This window comes from Actinomycetospora atypica (assembly GCF_042653685.1).
GTDB classification, from domain to species: domain Bacteria; phylum Actinomycetota; class Actinomycetes; order Mycobacteriales; family Pseudonocardiaceae; genus Actinomycetospora; species Actinomycetospora atypica.
In genome coordinates, this window is record NZ_JBHSIV010000047.1 from 14,351 (window position 1) to 31,719 (window position 17,369).

General features: G+C 73.6%; 14 protein-coding genes. 7 read left to right on the forward strand and 7 right to left on the reverse strand.

The annotated features are described in order from the left end of the window. The first annotated feature begins 20 nt into the window (after positions 1-20). Complete coding sequence (locus ACFPBZ_RS26625) at positions 21-632, forward strand: mycothiol-dependent nitroreductase Rv2466c family protein (protein ID WP_378039138.1); 612 nt, start codon at positions 21-23, stop codon at positions 630-632. A gap of 51 nt (positions 633-683) precedes the next feature. Here the strand turns inward: ACFPBZ_RS26625 and ACFPBZ_RS26630 are convergent, their stop codons facing one another. From ACFPBZ_RS26630 to ACFPBZ_RS26645, 4 genes are all read right to left on the reverse strand, one after another. Next, complete coding sequence (locus tag ACFPBZ_RS26630; RefSeq protein WP_378039139.1) at positions 684-1,646, reverse strand: hypothetical protein; 963 nt, start codon at positions 1,644-1,646, stop codon at positions 684-686. Positions 1,647-1,809: 163 nt separating this feature from the next. Beyond that, on the reverse strand, positions 1,810-2,214 hold the full coding sequence (locus ACFPBZ_RS26635) for an SRPBCC family protein (protein ID WP_378039140.1): 405 nt from the start codon (positions 2,212-2,214) through the stop codon (positions 1,810-1,812). Positions 2,215-2,242: 28 nt separating this feature from the next. Continuing rightward, positions 2,243-3,796, reverse strand: a complete 1,554-nt coding sequence (locus tag ACFPBZ_RS26640; protein ID WP_378039141.1) for an acetyl-CoA acetyltransferase — start codon at positions 3,794-3,796, stop codon at positions 2,243-2,245. Continuing rightward, positions 3,793-4,926, reverse strand: a complete 1,134-nt coding sequence (locus tag ACFPBZ_RS26645) for an NAD(P)H-dependent flavin oxidoreductase (RefSeq protein WP_378039142.1) — start codon at positions 4,924-4,926, stop codon at positions 3,793-3,795. The genes ACFPBZ_RS26640 and ACFPBZ_RS26645 overlap by 4 nt, the downstream gene beginning before the upstream one ends. Positions 4,927-5,045: 119 nt before the next feature. Here ACFPBZ_RS26645 and ACFPBZ_RS26650 point away from each other — a divergent pair, with 119 nt between their 5' ends. The 3 genes from ACFPBZ_RS26650 to ACFPBZ_RS26660 all read left to right on the forward strand — a co-directional run bounded on the left by ACFPBZ_RS26650 (position 5,046) and on the right by ACFPBZ_RS26660 (position 9,088). Beyond that, on the forward strand, positions 5,046-6,473 hold the full coding sequence (locus ACFPBZ_RS26650; RefSeq protein ID WP_378039143.1) for an aldehyde dehydrogenase family protein: 1,428 nt from the start codon (positions 5,046-5,048) through the stop codon (positions 6,471-6,473). Positions 6,474-6,794: 321 nt separating this feature from the next. After that, complete coding sequence (locus tag ACFPBZ_RS26655) at positions 6,795-8,189, forward strand: DUF1996 domain-containing protein (protein WP_378039144.1); 1,395 nt, start codon at positions 6,795-6,797, stop codon at positions 8,187-8,189. Beyond that, entirely contained in the window at positions 8,186-9,088 is a 903-nt protein-coding gene (locus tag ACFPBZ_RS26660; RefSeq protein WP_378039145.1) for a hypothetical protein, read from the forward strand. Before ACFPBZ_RS26655 ends, ACFPBZ_RS26660 begins: the two co-directional genes overlap by 4 nt. Here ACFPBZ_RS26660 and ACFPBZ_RS26665 read toward each other — a convergent pair. From ACFPBZ_RS26665 to ACFPBZ_RS26675, 3 genes are all read right to left on the reverse strand, one after another. Continuing rightward, positions 9,085-10,923 carry a S9 family peptidase gene (locus ACFPBZ_RS26665; RefSeq protein ID WP_378039146.1) on the reverse strand — a complete coding sequence of 613 codons (1,839 nt, stop codon included), beginning with the start codon at positions 10,921-10,923 and terminating at the stop codon, positions 9,085-9,087. The two genes, ACFPBZ_RS26660 and ACFPBZ_RS26665, sit on opposite strands and share 4 nt — an antisense overlap. A gap of 124 nt (positions 10,924-11,047) precedes the next feature. Further along, on the reverse strand, positions 11,048-12,826 hold the full coding sequence (locus ACFPBZ_RS26670; protein WP_378039147.1) for an N-acetylglutaminylglutamine amidotransferase: 1,779 nt from the start codon (positions 12,824-12,826) through the stop codon (positions 11,048-11,050). A gap of 75 nt (positions 12,827-12,901) precedes the next feature. Next, the gene (locus tag ACFPBZ_RS26675) at positions 12,902-15,475 is read right to left on the reverse strand and encodes a glutamate--cysteine ligase (protein WP_378039148.1); all 2,574 of its coding nucleotides are present in this window, start codon (positions 15,473-15,475) and stop codon (positions 12,902-12,904) included. Positions 15,476-15,595: 120 nt separating this feature from the next. Here ACFPBZ_RS26675 and ACFPBZ_RS26680 point away from each other — a divergent pair, with 120 nt between their 5' ends. The 3 genes from ACFPBZ_RS26680 to ACFPBZ_RS26690 all read left to right on the forward strand — a co-directional run. After that, positions 15,596-16,054 carry a ribose-5-phosphate isomerase gene (locus ACFPBZ_RS26680; protein WP_378039149.1) on the forward strand — a complete coding sequence of 153 codons (459 nt, stop codon included), beginning with the start codon at positions 15,596-15,598 and terminating at the stop codon, positions 16,052-16,054. Then, entirely contained in the window at positions 16,054-16,851 is a 798-nt protein-coding gene (locus ACFPBZ_RS26685; protein WP_378039150.1) for an Fpg/Nei family DNA glycosylase, read from the forward strand. Before ACFPBZ_RS26680 ends, ACFPBZ_RS26685 begins: the two co-directional genes overlap by 1 nt. Positions 16,852-16,913: 62 nt before the next feature. After that, positions 16,914-17,369: hypothetical protein (locus tag ACFPBZ_RS26690; RefSeq protein ID WP_378039151.1), on the forward strand; the 456-nt coding region annotated here is incomplete at its 3' end.

Consider the following 17,369-nt stretch of genomic DNA (forward strand, 5'->3'; position numbering starts at 1 on the left):
ATCGAGGGAAGCCTGGACTCATGAGCACTGACAAGGCCCGCGTGGATTTCTGGTTCGACCCCCTGTGCCCCTTCGCGTGGATCACGTCCCGCTGGGTGCTCGAGGTCGAGAAGGTCCGGGACATCGAGACGCACTGGCACGTGATGAGCCTGTCGGTGCTCAACTCCGGCCGTGAGCTCGACGAGAAGTACCAGGCGATGATGGAGGAGGGCTGGAAGCCCGTCCGCGTCTGCATCGCCGCGGCCCAGAAGCACGGCGACGAGATCCTCGCGCCGCTCTACACCGCGATGGGCACCAAGATTCACAACGAGGGCAACAAGGACTTCGACGACGTCATCGCGAAGTCCCTCGCCGAGGTCGGGCTCGAGGCCGAGCTGGCCGAGGCCGCCACCTCCACCGACTACGACGACGCCCTGAAGAAGTCCCACCACGAGGGCATGGACCCGGTGGGCATGGACGTCGGCACCCCCGTCATCCACGTCGAGGGCTCCGCCTTCTTCGGCCCCGTCATGACCCGCATCCCCAAGGGCGAGCAGGCCGGCCAGGTCTGGGACGGCGCGAAGCTCCTCGCGGGCTACGAGTACTTCTACGAGCTCAAGCGGACCCGCGACAGCGAGCTGTCGTTCGACTGACGTCTCGTGCGTGCGTTCCCGTGCCCAGGCACGGGAACGCACGCACACCCGTCAGGCCGCCCGAAGGCACCGGCACAGGTCGGCGTCCTCCGCGGGTCCTTCCCACCCGAGTTGCCGCATTCGCGTCATCTGGATCGACGCCACCGCACAGGCCCTGCCGTGCACCTCGTCCCAACCGAACGTCAGGCGGGCCCGCCCGGCGAGCTCGGCCGCGTTGTCCCGGGCGCGGTCGGTCACGGCGACGTGCCGGTCGGAGTGCCAGCGGAACCCGTCGAGTCGCGTGATCAGATCCCCGCCCGGCAGGACGTAGCGGATGTCCTCGAAGCGCTGCCGGCCGTCGACCATCACGGGGAACTGCCGTTGGCCGGCGGGGATGCCGTGCGCGGCCTCGACGTCGACGGCGTAGAGGGCCTCCAGCATCGAGGTGACCCCCTCGTCGAGCAGGCGAGCCGCGTGCCGCAGCACGGTGGCGTACCGGCGCGGTCGTCGTACCTCGAGGACCGCGCGGAGCCGAGGGGCGTCCACCTTCATCCCCAGTGTGGCGTGCAGGACGGTCCGCATCGCGGCGCGCGCGTCGTCGCGCAAGACCGCGAGGTCGACACAGGTGTCCGCCGCAGAGACGGTCGGCATGTCCTCGGTGTCGACGACGATGCGGTCGAACGCCCGGCTGCGGTGCAGCGTGACGCCGGGGTGCGGGTCGGACGAGTGGCCATAGGGCACCGTGATGTGGACCGGCTCGGACTCGGGGACGGGTAGGCCCCAGCGTCGGGCGGCGGAGTGGTGGCTCAACGCCGCGGCCGACCCGGCGCACAGCAGCGCTGCGCGTTCTCGTTGTCGTGGGGTCGGCGCGCCGGTGGTCGTCCGGAAGACCTTGCGCGTCACGCGGACCCAGCGGCGGCCGGCGAGCTGCGCCTCGATCCACTCGTCCGTGCCACCGCACTGGAGGATCTGAGCGCGGGTGAGGTGGTCGTCCTGCGCGTGGCGCAGGGCCTGGAGGGCGAGTTCGTCTCTCATGCCCTACACGGTCGACAACTCGTCCGCGGTGGGGTGATCGGCGCGGCCGACCTGGGGACAGTTCGTCACCTGGGGACGGCGGTGTACTCCGTTCGCCGCTCCGCGGCCTGTGCGTGCGTTTCCGTGCCTGGGCACGGAAACGCACGCACGCAGGGCGGAGCCCTCAAGCGACGCCCTGGTCCTCGACGAGGGTGCGGATGGTGTCGAGGGTCTGGTCGAGGCCGTTCTGCACCTCGCTGTCGCCGGACTCGACGCGGTTGGTGTGCAGGGTGACCTGCACGGTCGAGCCGCGCTCGGCCGCCGAGACGTCGAGCGAGCCGTTGTAGTCGTTCGACCCCTCCGCGCCCCACGAGATGTGCTGGGCACTCTGGTCGACCTCGAACCACGCCTCGCCCTCGACCTGCGAGCCGTCGGGGAGTTCAGCGGTGGTGTGGACCGCGTTGCCCTCGGCGGGCTCGGCGGTCTTCATGCGGGCGAAGTAGCGGGGCAGGTTGCCGACGTCCGAGAGGAACGCGAAGAGATCCTCGGGGGAGGCGTCGACCGTGGTGGTGGAGCTGAAGTCAGCCATGGGCGGGGCTCCCCGGTGACGCGGCGGGTCAACCCGGACGCGTGACGCGGTTGCCCTGCGGGCCCGACCGGACCTGCACCGGCTGCCCGAGCGGGTCGGACGCGGCGAGGAGGTCGAGCGTGGCGGCGTCGTCGGGGGCGACGCGGGCGAGGAAGCGCCGGCCGCCGTCGTGCAGCCGGCCCACCACCACCCCGCCGCGGGGACGGCCGTCGCGCTCGTACTCGACGGTGTAGGTCTCGACGGTCGCGTCGCCGTCGGCGCGGCTCACCGTGCCCGGCGCGTCGCGGGCGTGAACCGCGTCGACCTCCTTCTGCGCGGCGAGGTCGTCGCCGGGCCGCCACGGTGCCGGGCTCGTCGAGTAGATCCCGGCCGAGTACTTGTGCAGGGCGCCGCCGTTCGCGCCGACGAGGCCGAAGGTGCCGGGGCGCGCGCGCAGCGCGGTGACGGTGTCGACGATCGCGTGGGTCGAGTAGTCGTTGCCCGGGCCGCCGAAGAACGGCAGACCCCCGGTGACGGTGAGTCCGCGCGGGTCGTCGGCGGCGAGCCCGAACGCGTCGGTGACGACCCGGACCGCGATCGGGAAGCAGCTGTAGAGGTCGAGCGTGCCCAGGTCGTCGATCCCGATGCCGGCGAGCTCGAGGGCGTGCCGGACGGCGCCGTCCGCCGCCGGGCTCGCGCCGAGGTCGGCCCGGTCGAGCACCGCGGGTTCGACGAGGTCCGCGTGCCCGTGCAGGTACACCCGGCGGTCGTCGGGAACGCCGAGCTCGTCCGCGACCCCGCTCGCGGCCAGGACGACGGCCGCCCCCTGGTTGACCTGCTCGCGGGCGACGGAGAAGCGCAGGAAGGGGTCGGTGATCGGGCGGTTGTCGACGGACGGGGTCGCGAGGTCGTCGACGGTGCGCTCCGTCGGCGCGGCGGCGTGCGGGTGGCGCGCCGCGACCGCCGAGAACGGGGCGAAGAGCTCGGCCATGTCCCGGCGGTACGCCTCGCGGGAGAGCCCGAGCCGGGCGCGGCGGGCGTGCTCGAACAGCGCGTACTGCAGCACCGGCGCGAGCACGTCGTGCTCGACCTGCTCGGGGACGATGAACGTCTCCAGACCGAGCCCGCGGTCGTCGAGCTGCCCGCCCACGTGCTCGGTCCAGTCGGGCCGGTCGGCCTCGTCGACCGCGGTCAGCAGGTGGCGCACCGTGGACATCGCCTCGGCGCCCACGACGAGGGCGACGTCGACCTCACCGGCGGCGATCGCCGCCGCGGCCTCGGTGACCAGGCGCTGCGGGGACTGCCCGCCGACCACCTCGAGCACGGCGGTCCGCGGCGTCGCCCCGATCCGGGCCGCGACCGAACGCGGGTAGTTGTCCGAGGCGCCGAGCGGGGCGACCGCGCCGGGGGCCGACGCCTCGAACTGGCGGACGGCGGCGACCAGGTCGACCCGGGCCGCGACCGCCGCCGGGTCGGCGCCCGTGTCGGCCAGCGCGGCCCGGGCCGCGTCGGCGCCGAGATCGACGGGGGACCGGCCCCGGTAGCCGGGGTCGTCGAGGCGCTCCGAGACCTGGCCGACCCCGATGACGACCGGGGTGGTCACGTGTCCGCCAGCTCGCCGAGCGCGCGCAGCCGGCGGGTGCAGTCCTCGACCATCTCGCGGGTGATCTCGGCGGCCGGCCGGAGCTCGGTGAAGCCGCCGACGACCTGCCCGATGAAGTAGGTGTCGAGCGCCGTCGCGCCGGGGTGGCCCTCGGCGGCCGCGGCGTGCACCCGGTTCCAGGCACGGCCCGCGAGCATCGGCTGCAGGGGCAGCGGCAGCGGCGCGGGGGCGTCGGGGCGGTCCCACGCGTCGTGCCAGGCCGAGCGGAGCTGGCGGGCCGGCTTGCCGGTCATCGTCCGGGACCGCAGCGTGTCGCTGCTGCCCGCGGCGAGGAACTTCTCCTTGACCGGGCGCGGCGTGATGTCCTCCTCGCTGGAGAGCCACACCGACCCGCACCACACCCCGGCCGCGCCGAGGGCGAGCGCGGCGGCCATCTGCGCGCCCGTCGCGATCCCGCCCGCGGCCAGTACGGGACGGCCGTCGGCGACCTCGACGACCTCCGGGGTCAGCACGGTCGTGGCGACGGTGCCGGTGTGCCCGCCGGCCTCGGTGCCCTGCGCGACGAGGACGTCGACGCCCGCCTCGAGCTGGCGGACGGCGTGCTTGCGCTGCCCGACGAGCGACGCCACGACGACGCCGTCGGCGTGCGCGCGGGAGACCAGGTCGGCCGGGGGCGGGCCGAGGGCGTTCGCGACCATGGCAATCCGGTGGGAGAACGTCACGTCGAGCAGCGCCTGCGCGCCGGCCGGGTTGATCGCGGCGGCGATCTCGTCGAGGGCGTCCTCCTCCCCGCGGGGCGCGCTGTGGGCGGGGAGGCCGTACTCGTCGAGCAGCGCGTCGACGAACGCGAAGTGCTCGGCGGGAATCTGGGCGCGCAGGCTCGCGACGAGGTCGTCGGGGTCGCTGACCGCGAACTTCTCGGGGACCAGGAGGTCGACCCCGTACGGGCGCCCGCCGACCTGCTCCTCGATCCAGGTGAGCTGCGCGTCCAGCTCCGTCGGGCTGTACATGCTCGCGGCGAGCACCCCGAAGCCGCCCGCGTTGGTGACCGCGGCGACCACGGCGGGGGAGCGGTTGAACCCGACGAGCGGGTGTTCGACGCCCAGCATCTCGGTCAGTGCGGTGCGCATGCGGCGGTCCCTCACATCGACGACGACGAATCCGTGACTCGGTGTATCACATAACGGGCGGAGAAACCGTCACGCGTGACCGGCCGCGCGGCCCCTCGTCATCGGGAAGTATCGGGGCTATGAGCGCGAGCATCGGGACCCTGACCGACCACTGGATCGACGGAGCGCGCGCCACCGGCGGCGACGGCACCATCCCCGTCGTGAACCCGGCCACCGGGGAGACGATCGCCGAGGTGCCGCGCGGCGGCCGGGCGGAGATCGACGCCGCGGTGCTGGCGGCGCGGCAGGCGTTCGGCTCGTGGTCGCGGGTGCCGCTCGAGGACCGCGCCGCGCTCGTGCTGCGCATCCGCGAGGGCATCAAGAACCGGCACGAGGAGCTCGCGCGGTCGATCACCGCCGAGATGGGCTCGCCGATCACGTTCTCGCGCACCGTCCAGCTCGGGATGCCGATGGCCACCTCGAAGGGCGTGGCGGGCCTGGCCGCGGACTTCGCGTGGTCGGAGGAGGTCGGGAACTCCCTCGTCGTCCGCGAGCCCGTGGGCGTCGTCGGCGCGATCACGCCGTGGAACTACCCGCTGCACCAGGTCGTCGCGAAGGTCGCCCCCGCGCTGATCGCCGGCTGCACCGTGGTGCTCAAGCCGTCCGAGGTCGCGCCGCTGACCGCGGGCGTCCTCGCCGAGATCACCGCCGACGCGGGGCTCCCCGCGGGCGTGTTCAACGTCGTGCACGGCACCGGCCCCGAGGCCGGCGAGGCGCTCGCGGCGCACCCGGGGGTCGACATGGTGTCGTTCACCGGGTCGGTCGCCGCGGGCCGCCGCGTGCAGGAGGTGGCGGCCGGGACGATCAAGCGGGTCGCGCTCGAGCTCGGCGGCAAGTCGGCCAACATCGTGCTCGACGACGCCGACCTCACGAAGGCCGTCAAGGTCGGCCTCGGCAACTGCTTCATCAACGGCGGCCAGACCTGCACCGCGTGGACGCGCCTGCTGGTGCCCGCGTCCCTGCACGACGAGGTCGTCGAGCAGCTCGTGGCGGCGTCGGCCAAGTACACCGTCGGCGATCCGACCGAGGACTCGACCCGCATCGGCCCGATGTCCTCGGACACGCAGCGCTCCCGCGTGGAGAGCTACATCAACCGCGGGGTCTCCGAGGGCGCCGAGCTCGTGGCGGGTGGGCCCGGCCTGCCCGAGGGGCTCTCCTCCGGCGCCTACGTCCGCCCGACGATCTTCGCGAGCGTGCGGTCGGACATGACGATCGCCCAGGAGGAGATCTTCGGGCCGGTGCTCGCGGTGATGCCCTACTCGGACGTCGACGAGGCCGTGGAGATCGCCAACAGCACGATCTACGGGCTCGCGGGCGCTGTGTTCGCGGGGTCGCAGGAGCGGGGCGTCGAGGTCGCGCGGCGGATGCGCACCGGCCAGGTGGACGTCAACGGCGGCGCCTTCAACCCGGTGGCGCCGTTCGGGGGCTACAAGCAGTCGGGCACCGGGCGCGAGCTCGGGCGCTACGGGCTCGAGGAGTTCCTCGAGGTGAAGTCGATCCAGCTGTAGGGGGGCTCGCCGCCGTCGTCGGAGCGAACGGCACTCCCGCTGCTTCTATGCGCTCGAGAGGGCCGCTCGCTCCACGAGTCGGTGGCCGCCGGCGGCGGGCGCCGGAGAACCGGGTCCCCGCGACCCGGTTCTGCCGCCGTTCTCCGGCCCGGTCGAGGGCGTGATCCACATCCGGGCGGCAGGGTGATCGCTGAGCGAGCACCGTGCCGCCGGCGTCGTGATCATGGCCCGAGGTGCCCGTCAGGTCGTGCCGGCGACTTTCTCCAAAGCGCACCCACGCGTCCGACGCCGCGTCTAGCGTCCGCTCGCGGAGGTGGGTGGATGAGGCGGTCGGCGCCCGGGACCCGGCAGCGAGCGGCGCTCGTGGCCGGGTTCGTCGTCGTGGTGCTGTTGGTCGGGGTCGGCCTGCCGTTCGGGCTGGCCGGCGCGGTCGGCGCGCTCGCGGAGCGGGCCGCCTCGGCGATCGGCGGGGTGGTGCTGGTGGCCGACTCGGACGACGAGGACTCCGGTTCCGGCGAGGAGAAGGAGTCCGAGAAGAAGGACGGCGAGAAGAAGGACTCGGGCGAGGAGAAGGACTCGGGCGAGGAGAAGAAGTCCGACGAGGAGAAGGACTCGGGCGAGAAGAAGGAGCCCGACGAGAAGAAGGGCGACGCCCAGCAGAGCGGTGGTGCCGCGGCCGCCGGGTCGGGGGAGTTCGAGGGCCGCGACCAGATCGGGAAGGCGTCGGCCCAGGAGTACGTGTCGATCGCCGACGTCGAGCCCAACGGCAACATCAAGGCCGGCGGCGACTTCTCGGGCGGCAGCTACTCGTTCCAGTGCCCGATGTCCGACCACCACAACTCGGACAACTTCATCGTCGCGCCCGGCAAGCGCAACGGCGCCCAGCACACGCACGACTACGCGGGCAACGAGTCCACCAACGCGGCCTCGTCGGAGAACCAGGACGCGCTCGAGCAGGCGGAGACCACCTGCACCAACGGCGACCGCTCGCCGATCTTCTGGCCGGTGCTGCGCGACCTGGAGGGCGTCGGGCCCGACGTCGGCGCGGACGGCGGGAGCCTCGACGGCAACGTCGGGTCGTTCGTGGTGCCCGCGGCGGTCGACTACACCTTCCACGGGCACGGCACGCAGCGCACCGAGGCGATGCCGCTGAACATGCAGCTGATCACCGGGTCGGCGAAGGCGGCGAGCACGGGGGAGGGGTCGAACTCGAAGTTCACGTGCTCCGGGTTCGCCGACCGGCTGACCGAGCGCTACCCGATCTGCCCGGCGGACTCGCAGCTGCAGCGGGTGTACGACTTCCCGAGCTGCTGGAACGGCGAGGACCTGTCCTCGGCGGACTTCGTCAGCCACCTGCAGTACCCCGACGAGAGCGGCGAGTGCTCCGACGACCTCATCCCAGTGCCGGCGCTGCGCATCACGGTCTCCTACGACCAGCCGCAGGGGCGCTCCTTCGCGATCGACAGCTTCCCCGAGCAGCAGCACGACCCGGTGACCGACCACGCCCTGCTCGAGTACCTCTCCACCGAGGCGCGGGCGCAGGCGGGCGCCGACTGCATCAACGCCGCGCAGCGCTGCGAGCAGGGGCCCGACGACGACACGGCGGGCACCGGCCCACGCGGGCGCAGCGACGAGCTCGCGGTCAGCCGGAACTTCGCGGCGGCGATGGCGGGGCACAAGAACGCAGGCGTGGCCCACGTCGGGGGGCATGGATGATGCAGCCGCCGCGGGTGGCGGCGCACCTCGTCCTCGCCGCGCTGCCGTTGCTCTCGATCACCGCGCACGTCGCCGGGCTGGTGCCGATGCACGTGTCGGCGGGGCTCGTCGTGGTGCCCGCGGCGGGGGTGCTGGTGCTGCTCGCGGTGTTCGCGCCGGCGGCCGAGGACCGGCTGGTGCTCGACGGCCTGCGCTGGGGGATCGTCGCGACGGTCGTCTACGACGTCTTCCGGCTCGACACGGTCGCCCTGCTCGGCTGGTGGGACGACTTCATCCCGACGATGGGCACCTGGCTGCTCGACGTCGACCGCTCCGAGCAGGTCCTGGGCGGCGTCGCGGGGTACGTGTGGCGCTACGCCGGCGACGGCGGCGGGCTGGGGGTCGTGTTCGTGACCCTCGCGGCGGCCACCGGGCTGCGGCGGCTCGGCCCGCGATGGACGGTCGCGGCGGCGGTGGCGTTCGCCGTCGGGCCGACGTGGGGCGGGCTCATAGCGACGGTGCTGCTGCCGCGCGGCCAGCAGCTGATGTTCCCGCTGACCCCGGTCACGGTCGTGCTGTCGTTCCTCGGCCACGTCGTCTTCGGGGTGGTGCTCGGTCTCGGCACGTGGCGGCTGCGCGGGATCGAGGAGCGGTGGACGGGCCCCCTGCTCGTCGACGTGGCGGCGCTCGTCGGGAAGGGATCCGTTCCCGACGACGGCCCGGTGCCGGTCCGCCGCCTCGCGGCGGCGCCACTCCCGGTGGGCCCCTACGCCGACGCGACGCCGACCGGCGAGGTCCCGGTCCTGCCGTGGGGTGCGCACCCGCCCCCGGGCCGGGCACGGGCATCGTCGGGAAGGGGACCGAGGCCACCGCTGGAGGCCGCGGACTTCGGGCTGGGGGCGACCCGCCGGGGCGCCTAGGACAGGTCGAAGTGGTCGGTCAGCCACTCGGTGACGGCGTGGATGAAGGTCCGGCGGTTCTCGAGGCGCTGGATCTCGTGGCCCTCGTCGTCGAAGAGCAGGTAGCGCACGTCGACGCCCGCGGCCTTCGCGCCGTGGACCGCGAGCTCGGCCTCGTGGACCGGGACGTTGGTGTCGTAGCGCCCGTGCACGACGAGCAGCGGGGCCCGCAGGCGGTCCATGCGGTGCACGGGGGAGAGCTCGCGGAGCAGGTTGCGGTCGTGGATCGGGTGGCCGTACTCGCCGACGGCCGCGTCGGCGATCCAGGGCTCGGTGCGGGCGAAGAACGTCTCGAAGTCGGCCATGCCGCAGACGTCGACGCCGACCGCGAAGAGCTCCGGGTGGTTCACCAGGGCGGCGAGGGTGAGGTAGCCGCCGTAGGAGCGGCCCATGACGCCGATCCGCTCGCTGTCGGCGACCCCGATCGCGACGAGGTGCTCCGCGCAGGAGGCGACGTCGCGGATCGCGGCGAAGCGCCCGGCGCCGTTGTCGGCGTTGACGAACGACCGGCCGAGGCCCGACGAACCGCGCACGTTCGCCGCGTAGACGGCGATCCCGTGGCGGAGCAGCACCTGGTAGAGCGGGGTGAAGACGGGCCGCTCCTGTGCCTCGGGCCCGCCGTGCAGGTAGATCACGGTGGGCAGGGGGCCGACGGTGCCGGGCGGGCGGTAGAGCCAGCCGGGCAGGGCGAGGCCGTCGGGGGTGGAGACGGTCTCGAGGGTCGGGTGGACCAGCGTGCCCGGGGCCCAGGCCGGGTCGTCCTGCGGGCAGATCAGCGCGGTGGTCCGGCTCGAGAGCTCGTGGCACCACACGGCCGACGGGACGTCGGGCGACTGGATGCCGAGCACCAGGGAGTCGCCGTCGTGGCTGAAGATCGCGGAGCTGACGACGTCGCCGGGCGGGGAGTAGGGAGCGGGCTTGCCGGTGGTGAGGTCGAGCAGGTCGACCTCGCTGCGGCCGGCGACGTTCCAGACGAGCGCGGCGGTCGCGGCGTCCTCGGTGAGCGCGAACTGCTCGAGCTCGGCGTCCACCCGCTCGGCGAGGACCTCGGGGAACATCGGCCGGGCGTCGGTGGCGACGTCGACGGCCACCAGTGCGGCGCGCTCGCGGCCGCCGTCGGTGAGCACGAGCATGCGGGAGCCGTCGGGGGTGAAGCGGGCGGCGACCACCGAGGAGTCGCGGGTGATCGCGACCGGGTGCTCGACGGCGCCGGGCGGGCCGCCGGGGCCGCGGCCGGAGTCGATCTCGTGCCAGCCCTCGGTGCCGTCGAGGTCGACGATCCCCACGTGGCGCGAGCCCCGCCGTCCGCGGCGGAGGAGGGCCCGGCGCCGGTCGCGGGACACGTCGAGGATCTTCAGGGCGTGCCCGGAGCCGAGGCGCTGGCGCTGGTCGGACTCGACGTCGACGAGCCAGGCGGTGGTGGTGTCGTAGTCGGACTCGGTGATCGCGACGACCGAGCCGGTGTGGGACCAGCGGTCGAGCGAGACCGCGCCGCGGTCGTCGTCCCCGACCCCGCGGACCGGGCGCAGGTCGGTGCCGTCGGGGCGCACGACGAGGACACAGGTGCGCTCGCCGCCGTCGGGGGCGGCCTCGACCGCGAGCCAGTTGCCGTCGGGAGACCACCGCACGGTCGAGACGAGGTCGGGGCCGGTGTCGAGCGACCACTCCTCGCCGGTACGCCGCCGGTGCAGGCGGACCATGGGGCGCCCGTCGCCGTCCCAGACGAACGCGATGGCGGTGCCGTCGGGGGAGGGGCTGGGCGACCAGCATCGGGTGGCACTGATCCACTCGTCCACCGGTTCTCCCGACCTCCCGTTCGGCGGCGGCCGCCGGGGACGGGCCCGGGCGTACCGACGGCGATTGTGACGTTGAGTGTCAGCATGGCCGCAGTGCTGACACGACTGCGCGCTGGAACCTACGTCAGCGGATGCCGTGGGCCTGCAGCCACATCTCCAGGAGTGCGACCTGCCACAGTGCGTTGGCCCCGAGGTTGGTGCGCCCCGAGTTGGGGTCGTCGAGCATCGTGGCCACGCTGTCGGCCCGGAAGAGCCCCCGCTGCTTCGCCGCCGGGTCGGTGAGGGCCGCGGTGACGCGCTCCAGCACCGGGCCCGAGAGCTGGCGGATCGCCGGGACCGGGAAGTAGCCCTTCTTCCGGTCGATGATCTCGTCGGGCAGCACCCCGCGCGACGCGGCCTTGAGCACGCCCTTGCCGCCGTCGGCCATCTTGAGGGCGGGCGGGCAGGCGCCCATGGTCTCGACGAAGTCGTGGTCGAGGAACGGCACGCGGGCCTCGAGCCCCCAGGCCATCGTCATGTTGTCGACCCGCTTCACCGGGTCGTCGACCAGCATCACCATGGTGTCGAGGCGCAGGGCCGCGTCGACGGCCTCGTCGGCGCCCCGGCGGGCGAAGTGATCGCGGACGAACGCCAGCGACGGGTCCTCGGAGACCAGGAACTCGGGGGCGACGAGGTCGGCGATCCCGTCGTGCGGGCGGTCGAAGAACGAGCGGTGGTAGGCGTCGACGGCGCCCTCGCGGCCGACCTTCGCGATCGGGGGGTACCAGTCGTAGCCGCCGAGCACCTCGTCGGCGCCCTGGCCCGACTGCACCACCTTGATCGACTTCGAGACCTCCCGGGAGAGGAGGTAGAAGGCGATGACGTCGTGGCTCGTCATCGGCTCGGACATCGCCGCGACCGCACCCGGCAGCGCCTCGTCGGTGTCGGCCTTGGGCACGAGGAAGCGGGTGTGGTCGGTGCCGTAGGTCTTCGCGACGAGGTCGGAGTAGTCGAACTCGTCGCCGGCCTCCCCGGCCTCGGCCTCGAAGCCGATCGAGTACGTCCGGAGGTCCTTCTGCCCCATCTCGGCGAGCAGCGCGACGACGATCGAGGAGTCGATGCCGCCGGAGAGCAGCACCCCGACCGGGACGTCGGCCACCATGCGCCGCTCCACCGCGGTGCGCAGCGACTCCAGCGCGATCTCGGCCCACTCGGCGTCGGAGTGCTCCACCCCGCCGCGCGTGAACTCCGGCTCCCAGTAGGTCCAGTCGCTCGACGACCCGTCGGGCTCCACGGTCCGGACGACGGCCGGCGGCAGCTTCTGCACCCCGGCGAGGATCGTGCGCGGGGCCGGCACCACGGCGTGGAAGCTCATGTAGTGGTGCAGCGCCACCCGGTCGATCTCGGTGTCGACCCCGCCGGGCGCGATCAGGGCGGGCAGCGACGACGCGAAGCGCAGCGCCCCGGACACCGGCGCCACGTACAGCGGCTTGATGCCCAGCCGGTCGCGGCCGAGCACGAGGCGGCCCGTGTTCCGGTCGGCGATCGCGAACGCGAACATGCCCTTGAAGTGCTCCACGCAGGCCTGGCCCCACCGGTGGTAGGCCTTGAGGATCACCTCGGTGTCGGAGGTGGAGAAGAACCGGTAGCCCTCGCGCCCGAGCTCCTCGCGCAGCTGCGGGTAGTTGTAGATGCAGCCGTTGAACACCGCCGTGAGCCCCAGCTCGGCGTCGACCATCGGCTGTGAGCCGGTCTCGGTGAGGTCGATGATCTTCAGGCGCTGGTGGGCCATCGCGAGCGGACCGTGCCCGACGACGCCCCAGCCGTCGGGGCCTCGCGGCTCGAGCACCTGGGCCATCGCCAGGACCGCCCCCACCTGCGCCGTGCCCCCGTCGAACCGGAACTCCCCGGCGATGCCGCACACGTTCGTCTCCCTCCGGTCGAACCGTGCGTGCCTTTCCGTGCCCCAGCACGGGAACGCACGCACGAGGGCGTAGCCCTAACGCAGGATCCAGGTGTCCTTCGAGCCGCCGCCGCGCGACGAGTTGACCACGAGGCTGTTCGGCGGCGCGACCCGCGTGAGCGGGGTCGGCAGCACCGTCGGGTCGTCCCCCAGCACCACGAACGCGCGCAGGTCGACCACGCGCGGGGCGAGGTCGACGCCGGTGAAGGTGGGGTGCGTGGAGATCTCGACGGTCTCCTGCGCGACGTAGCTCGCGGGGTTGGCCCGCAGGTCGGCGGCCGCCTCCTCGAGCTCGGTCGCCGACGCGTCCCGCCCGATGACGATGCCCGCCCCGCCGTAGCCGTCGACGGGCTTGAGCACCAGCTCGTGGAGGTGCTCGAGCACGTGGGCGAGCTGGTCGGGCTCGCCGCAGGCGTAGGTGTGGACGTCGTCGAGGAGCGCCTTCTCGCCGAAGTAGTACTCGGTCAGCGGGCGGACGTAGGGGTAGACGGCCTTGTCGTCGACGAGGCCGTTGCCCGGCGGGTTCAGCAGCGCGAAGCGGTTCTCGCGGACCGCGGCCTGCAGCGGGTCGCGCAGTCCGCGGCCGTCGGCGTCGAGGGCGGCGTAGAGCTTCTCCTCGTCGATGCGGCGGTAGGCGACGTCGACGCGCTGCCCGGAGACCGCGACGGTGATCGTGCCGTCGTCGGTGATGCGCAGCCCGCTGGGCTCGAGGACGGGGACGCCCATCTCCTCGGCGAGCATCGCGTGCTCGAAGTACGCCGAGTCGTCGGGGCCCTCGGTGAGCACGACGAGGCCGGGGGAGTCCCCGGCCGCCGCCGGCGCGCAGGACAGGAGGGCGGCGCGGAGCAGTGCCGGGCCCTCGTCGGAGTCGACGACCCCCTCCGGGGCCTGCAGCTCGGGCAGCACCGAGCGGACCACGCGCCGGTCGGCCATCGCGTAGGCGATGCCCGAGGGGATGCGCAGGTTGTCCTCCAGGACCTTCCAGCGGCCCTCGCCGTCGCACACCACGTCGAGCCCGCTGATCAGCGCCCGGGTGGACCCGGGCGGGAGCATCGACGACGCGTCGCCGGGCTCGGGGAGCCACCGCAGCGCGCTGCGCGGCAGGATCCCGTCGCGCAGGCACGCCCGCTCGCCGTGCAGGTCCTGCAGCAGCGCCTCGAGGGTCCGGGCCCGCTGGACGAGGCCCGCCGAGAGCGCCTCCCAGTCGTGTCCGGTGATCAGCCGCGGGACGAGGTCGAGCGGGAAGAGGCGCTCGGGCTCGTCGGGCTGGGGGAAGAACATGGAGCGCGCCCGCTGCTCGGCGTCGCGGCTCTTCTCGTGGGCGAGGAGGCCGGCCGGGCCGAGGCGTTCGAGGTTCGACACGAGCCAGGCGTAGGTGGGGCGGACGTGGCCGTCGGCGTCGACGGCCTCGTCGTAGGACGGCGGGCGGTAGTCGCCGAGCATGACCGGCGCGACCGCCTGCGGCACCGGCATCTCGAGCTCGGGCTCCTGCTCGCCCAGGGTCTCGGCGACGAGCATGTCGACGACGCCCTCCATGCCGCCGCCGCGGTTGGCGCGCTGGCGCTGGCGGGCCGCGCTCGACCCGCGGGCGAGCGCCTCGAGGGCGAGCTCGGAGACGACGTCCCAGTCGCCCGCGTCCTCGAGGTCCTCGCGCAGGTGGTCGAGGAGCAGGCGGACGGCGCGGGACGGCGGCACCAGCTCGCGACCGGTGACGTCGACCAGGTCGCCCTCCAGCCCGGAGCGCGCGGCGCGCCACGACGCCGCCCGCAGCAGCTCGGGCCGGTACTGCGGCTGGGGTCGGCCGAGGGTGTGGGCCCGGACGCCGTGCACGGTGAGCGCGCGGGCCAGCCCGGCGATGAGGACGACGCCGTCGACCGTGGGGGAGGCGTCGCAGATCCGGAGCTCGACCGTCTGCTGGTGCGCCGAGGGGCGCATGTCGAAGTAGACCATCCCCGGGTCGGACATCGTGCCGGAGCGCACGAGGTCCTCGATGAGGGCGTCGTAGTCCGCGGCGTCACGCAGCGGGGCGGGCGGGCCCGCGGTGGGCCAGCGGTGCCAGGCGAGGGTGCGCGAGCTGGCGTAGCCGGTGTCCTCGCTCTTCCAGAACGGGCTCGAGGCCGACATGGCGAGCAGCACCGGGAGCCACGGCGCCGAGTGCTGCATGACCGCCACCGCCGCGTCGCGGTCGGGGACGTCGACGTGCACCTGGGTGCCGCAGATCTGCTGCTCGAAGGCGAGCATCTGGTACTCGTCGCGCATCCGCTGGTAGCGGGGCGACTCGGTGATGCCGCCGGCGGAGGCGTCGACGAGCGGGACGCTGCCCGCCCCGACCACGCCCAGGCCGCGCTCCTGCGCCAGCGAGGACAGCATGCGGCGCAGGCGCACGAGGTCGGCCCGCAGGTCGGTCAGGCTCGGCGTCGGGTCGGAGTTCGTCTCGATGATCGAGGGCTTGAGCTCGGCGGCGAAGGCGTCCGCGTCGAGCGCCGCCAGCTCGTCGAGCATCTCGGGGACGCGTGGCACCGCACAGCGCGACTCCAGATCGACGAGGTGGAACTCCTCCTCGACGCCGAGGACGACGTCGCCCGCGGTCAACGCCTGCTCGGCTGCCATGCGTGCACGCTAGAAGGGCCGTGTCACGGGCATGTTTCACGGGCCCCGTTCCGTGACGTTCCGGGCGTCCGGCTGCCTCGGTGCGCGGGCGGTGGTACCGGGCCTGCCAGACTTCGGGCCGTGCGCGTCTACATCGGCTCCGACCACGCCGGCTTCGAGCTCAAGGCCCACCTGCTGTCCGCCCTCACCGAGGCCGGTCACGAGACGGTGGACGTCGGGCCCGCCGAGTACGACGCGGCCGACGACTACCCGCCCTTCTGCACCGCCACCGGCGAGCGCGTCCTGGCCGACCCGGGGAGCCTCGGCGTCGTCATCGGCGGCTCGGGCAACGGCGAGCAGATCGCGGCCAACAAGGTGACCGGCATCCGGGCGGCGCTGGCGTACAACACCGAGACCGCGGAGCTCGCCCGGCGGCACAACGACGCCCAGGTGGTCTCCGTCGGCGCCCGCATGCACTCCGCGGACGAGGCGACGACCATCGTGTCCACGTTCCTCGCCACGGAGTTCGAGGGCGGGCGCCACCAGAAGCGCATCGACATGCTCGCCGAGTACGAGAAGACGGGGCACATCACCACCTGATGCCTGAGGGCCACACCATCCGGCGGCTCGCGCGCACGCACGCGCGGCACTTCGGCAAGCACGAGGTCGCCGTCTCGTCCCCGCAGGGGCGGTTCGTCCAGGGCGCCGCGCTCGTCGACGGCCGCGTGCTGCGCCGCGTCGACGCCCACGGCAAGCACCTGTTCCACGTCTACGAGGACGACCTCGTCGTGCACGTCCACCTCGGTCTGTACGGCAAGTTCTCCCTGGTCGCCGTTCCCGACGAGGAGCCGGTGCCGGAACCGGTGGGCCAGGTGCGGATGCGCATGGTGGGGCCGACCCACCTCGCCGACCTGCGGGGCGCCACCGCCTGCGAGGTGCTGACCGAGGGCGAGGTCGACACCCTGCGGGCGCGGCTCGGCCCCGACCCGCTGCGCGACGACGCCGACCCCGAGCAGGCCTGGCGGCGGATCTCGAAGTCACGGTCCCCGATCGCGACGCTGCTGATGGACCAGAAGGTCATCGCCGGGGTGGGCAACGTCTACCGCGCCGAGGTGCTCTACCGGCAGGGCCTCGACCCCCTCATGGAGGGTCGCGCCCTCGGCCGGATGCGGTTCGACGCGATGTGGGACGACCTCGTCCTGCTGCTGCGCGACGGCGTCCGCCGCGGGTCGATCAGGACGCTGCGCCCCGAGGACGCCCAGCGGGGCCGCCGGCCCGTCTACGTCTACCGGCGGGCCGGCGAGGCGTGCCTCGAGTGCGGCACCGAGATCGCCCGCAGCACCCACGTCGCCCGCAATCTGTTCTGGTGCCCGGTCTGTCAGAACTCCGCGCAGTGAAGGTGCTATAACGAATCGGTCACTCGTCCGGGTGACGAGACGGAGGGTGACCAGTGCGTGCAGTGACGATTCTGCGCTCCCGGCCGGGTCGCCCGCGGTGGCAGCTCACCACTCGGCCGTCGACGGCGGTCCTCCTCGGCGTCGCGTCGCTCGCGGCCGCGGGCGTGCAGGTCGCGCTGTTCTCCTCACCGCCGCCCTGGTACCAGCTCGGGGTCGCCGGCTTCTGGGCGGTCGTCGGGCTCGCCTTCCTCGCCTCGGCCCTCGGCACCCGTGCGCGGTCCCGGCGGGCCGCGGCCGCCGCCGCGGCCCGACCGCCGGTCGACGCCGTGCCGTTCGTCCCCGTCCCGGTGCGGCCCGCCCGGCCGCGCCGCCGCGACGCCGACGAGGGCACCACGGGGAAGGTCCCGGCCGAGGTCGGCGAGCCCACCGACCCGCTGGTCGCCGCGGAGGCGACCACCCGCCTGCGGCGCCCCTCGCCGACGCCGCGCCGCGCCGCGGACGCGACCGGTGGCGGCAGC

Coding starts and splice junctions, on each gene's coding strand:
- ACFPBZ_RS26645 (WP_378039142.1), bottom strand. CDS start 4,926: ATGCGCACCGCACTGACCGAGATGCTGGGCGTCGAACACCCGCTCGTC.
- ACFPBZ_RS26660 (WP_378039145.1), top strand. CDS start 8,186: ATGATGCAGCCGCCGCGGGTGGCGGCGCACCTCGTCCTCGCCGCGCTG.
- ACFPBZ_RS26685 (WP_378039150.1), top strand. CDS start 16,054: ATGCCTGAGGGCCACACCATCCGGCGGCTCGCGCGCACGCACGCGCGG.
- ACFPBZ_RS26650 (WP_378039143.1), top strand. CDS start 5,046: ATGAGCGCGAGCATCGGGACCCTGACCGACCACTGGATCGACGGAGCG.
- ACFPBZ_RS26635 (WP_378039140.1), bottom strand. CDS start 2,214: ATGGCTGACTTCAGCTCCACCACCACGGTCGACGCCTCCCCCGAGGAT.
- ACFPBZ_RS26630 (WP_378039139.1), bottom strand. CDS start 1,646: ATGAGAGACGAACTCGCCCTCCAGGCCCTGCGCCACGCGCAGGACGAC.
- ACFPBZ_RS26675 (WP_378039148.1), bottom strand. CDS start 15,475: ATGGCAGCCGAGCAGGCGTTGACCGCGGGCGACGTCGTCCTCGGCGTC.
- ACFPBZ_RS26625 (WP_378039138.1), top strand. CDS start 21: ATGAGCACTGACAAGGCCCGCGTGGATTTCTGGTTCGACCCCCTGTGC.
- ACFPBZ_RS26655 (WP_378039144.1), top strand. CDS start 6,795: ATGAGGCGGTCGGCGCCCGGGACCCGGCAGCGAGCGGCGCTCGTGGCC.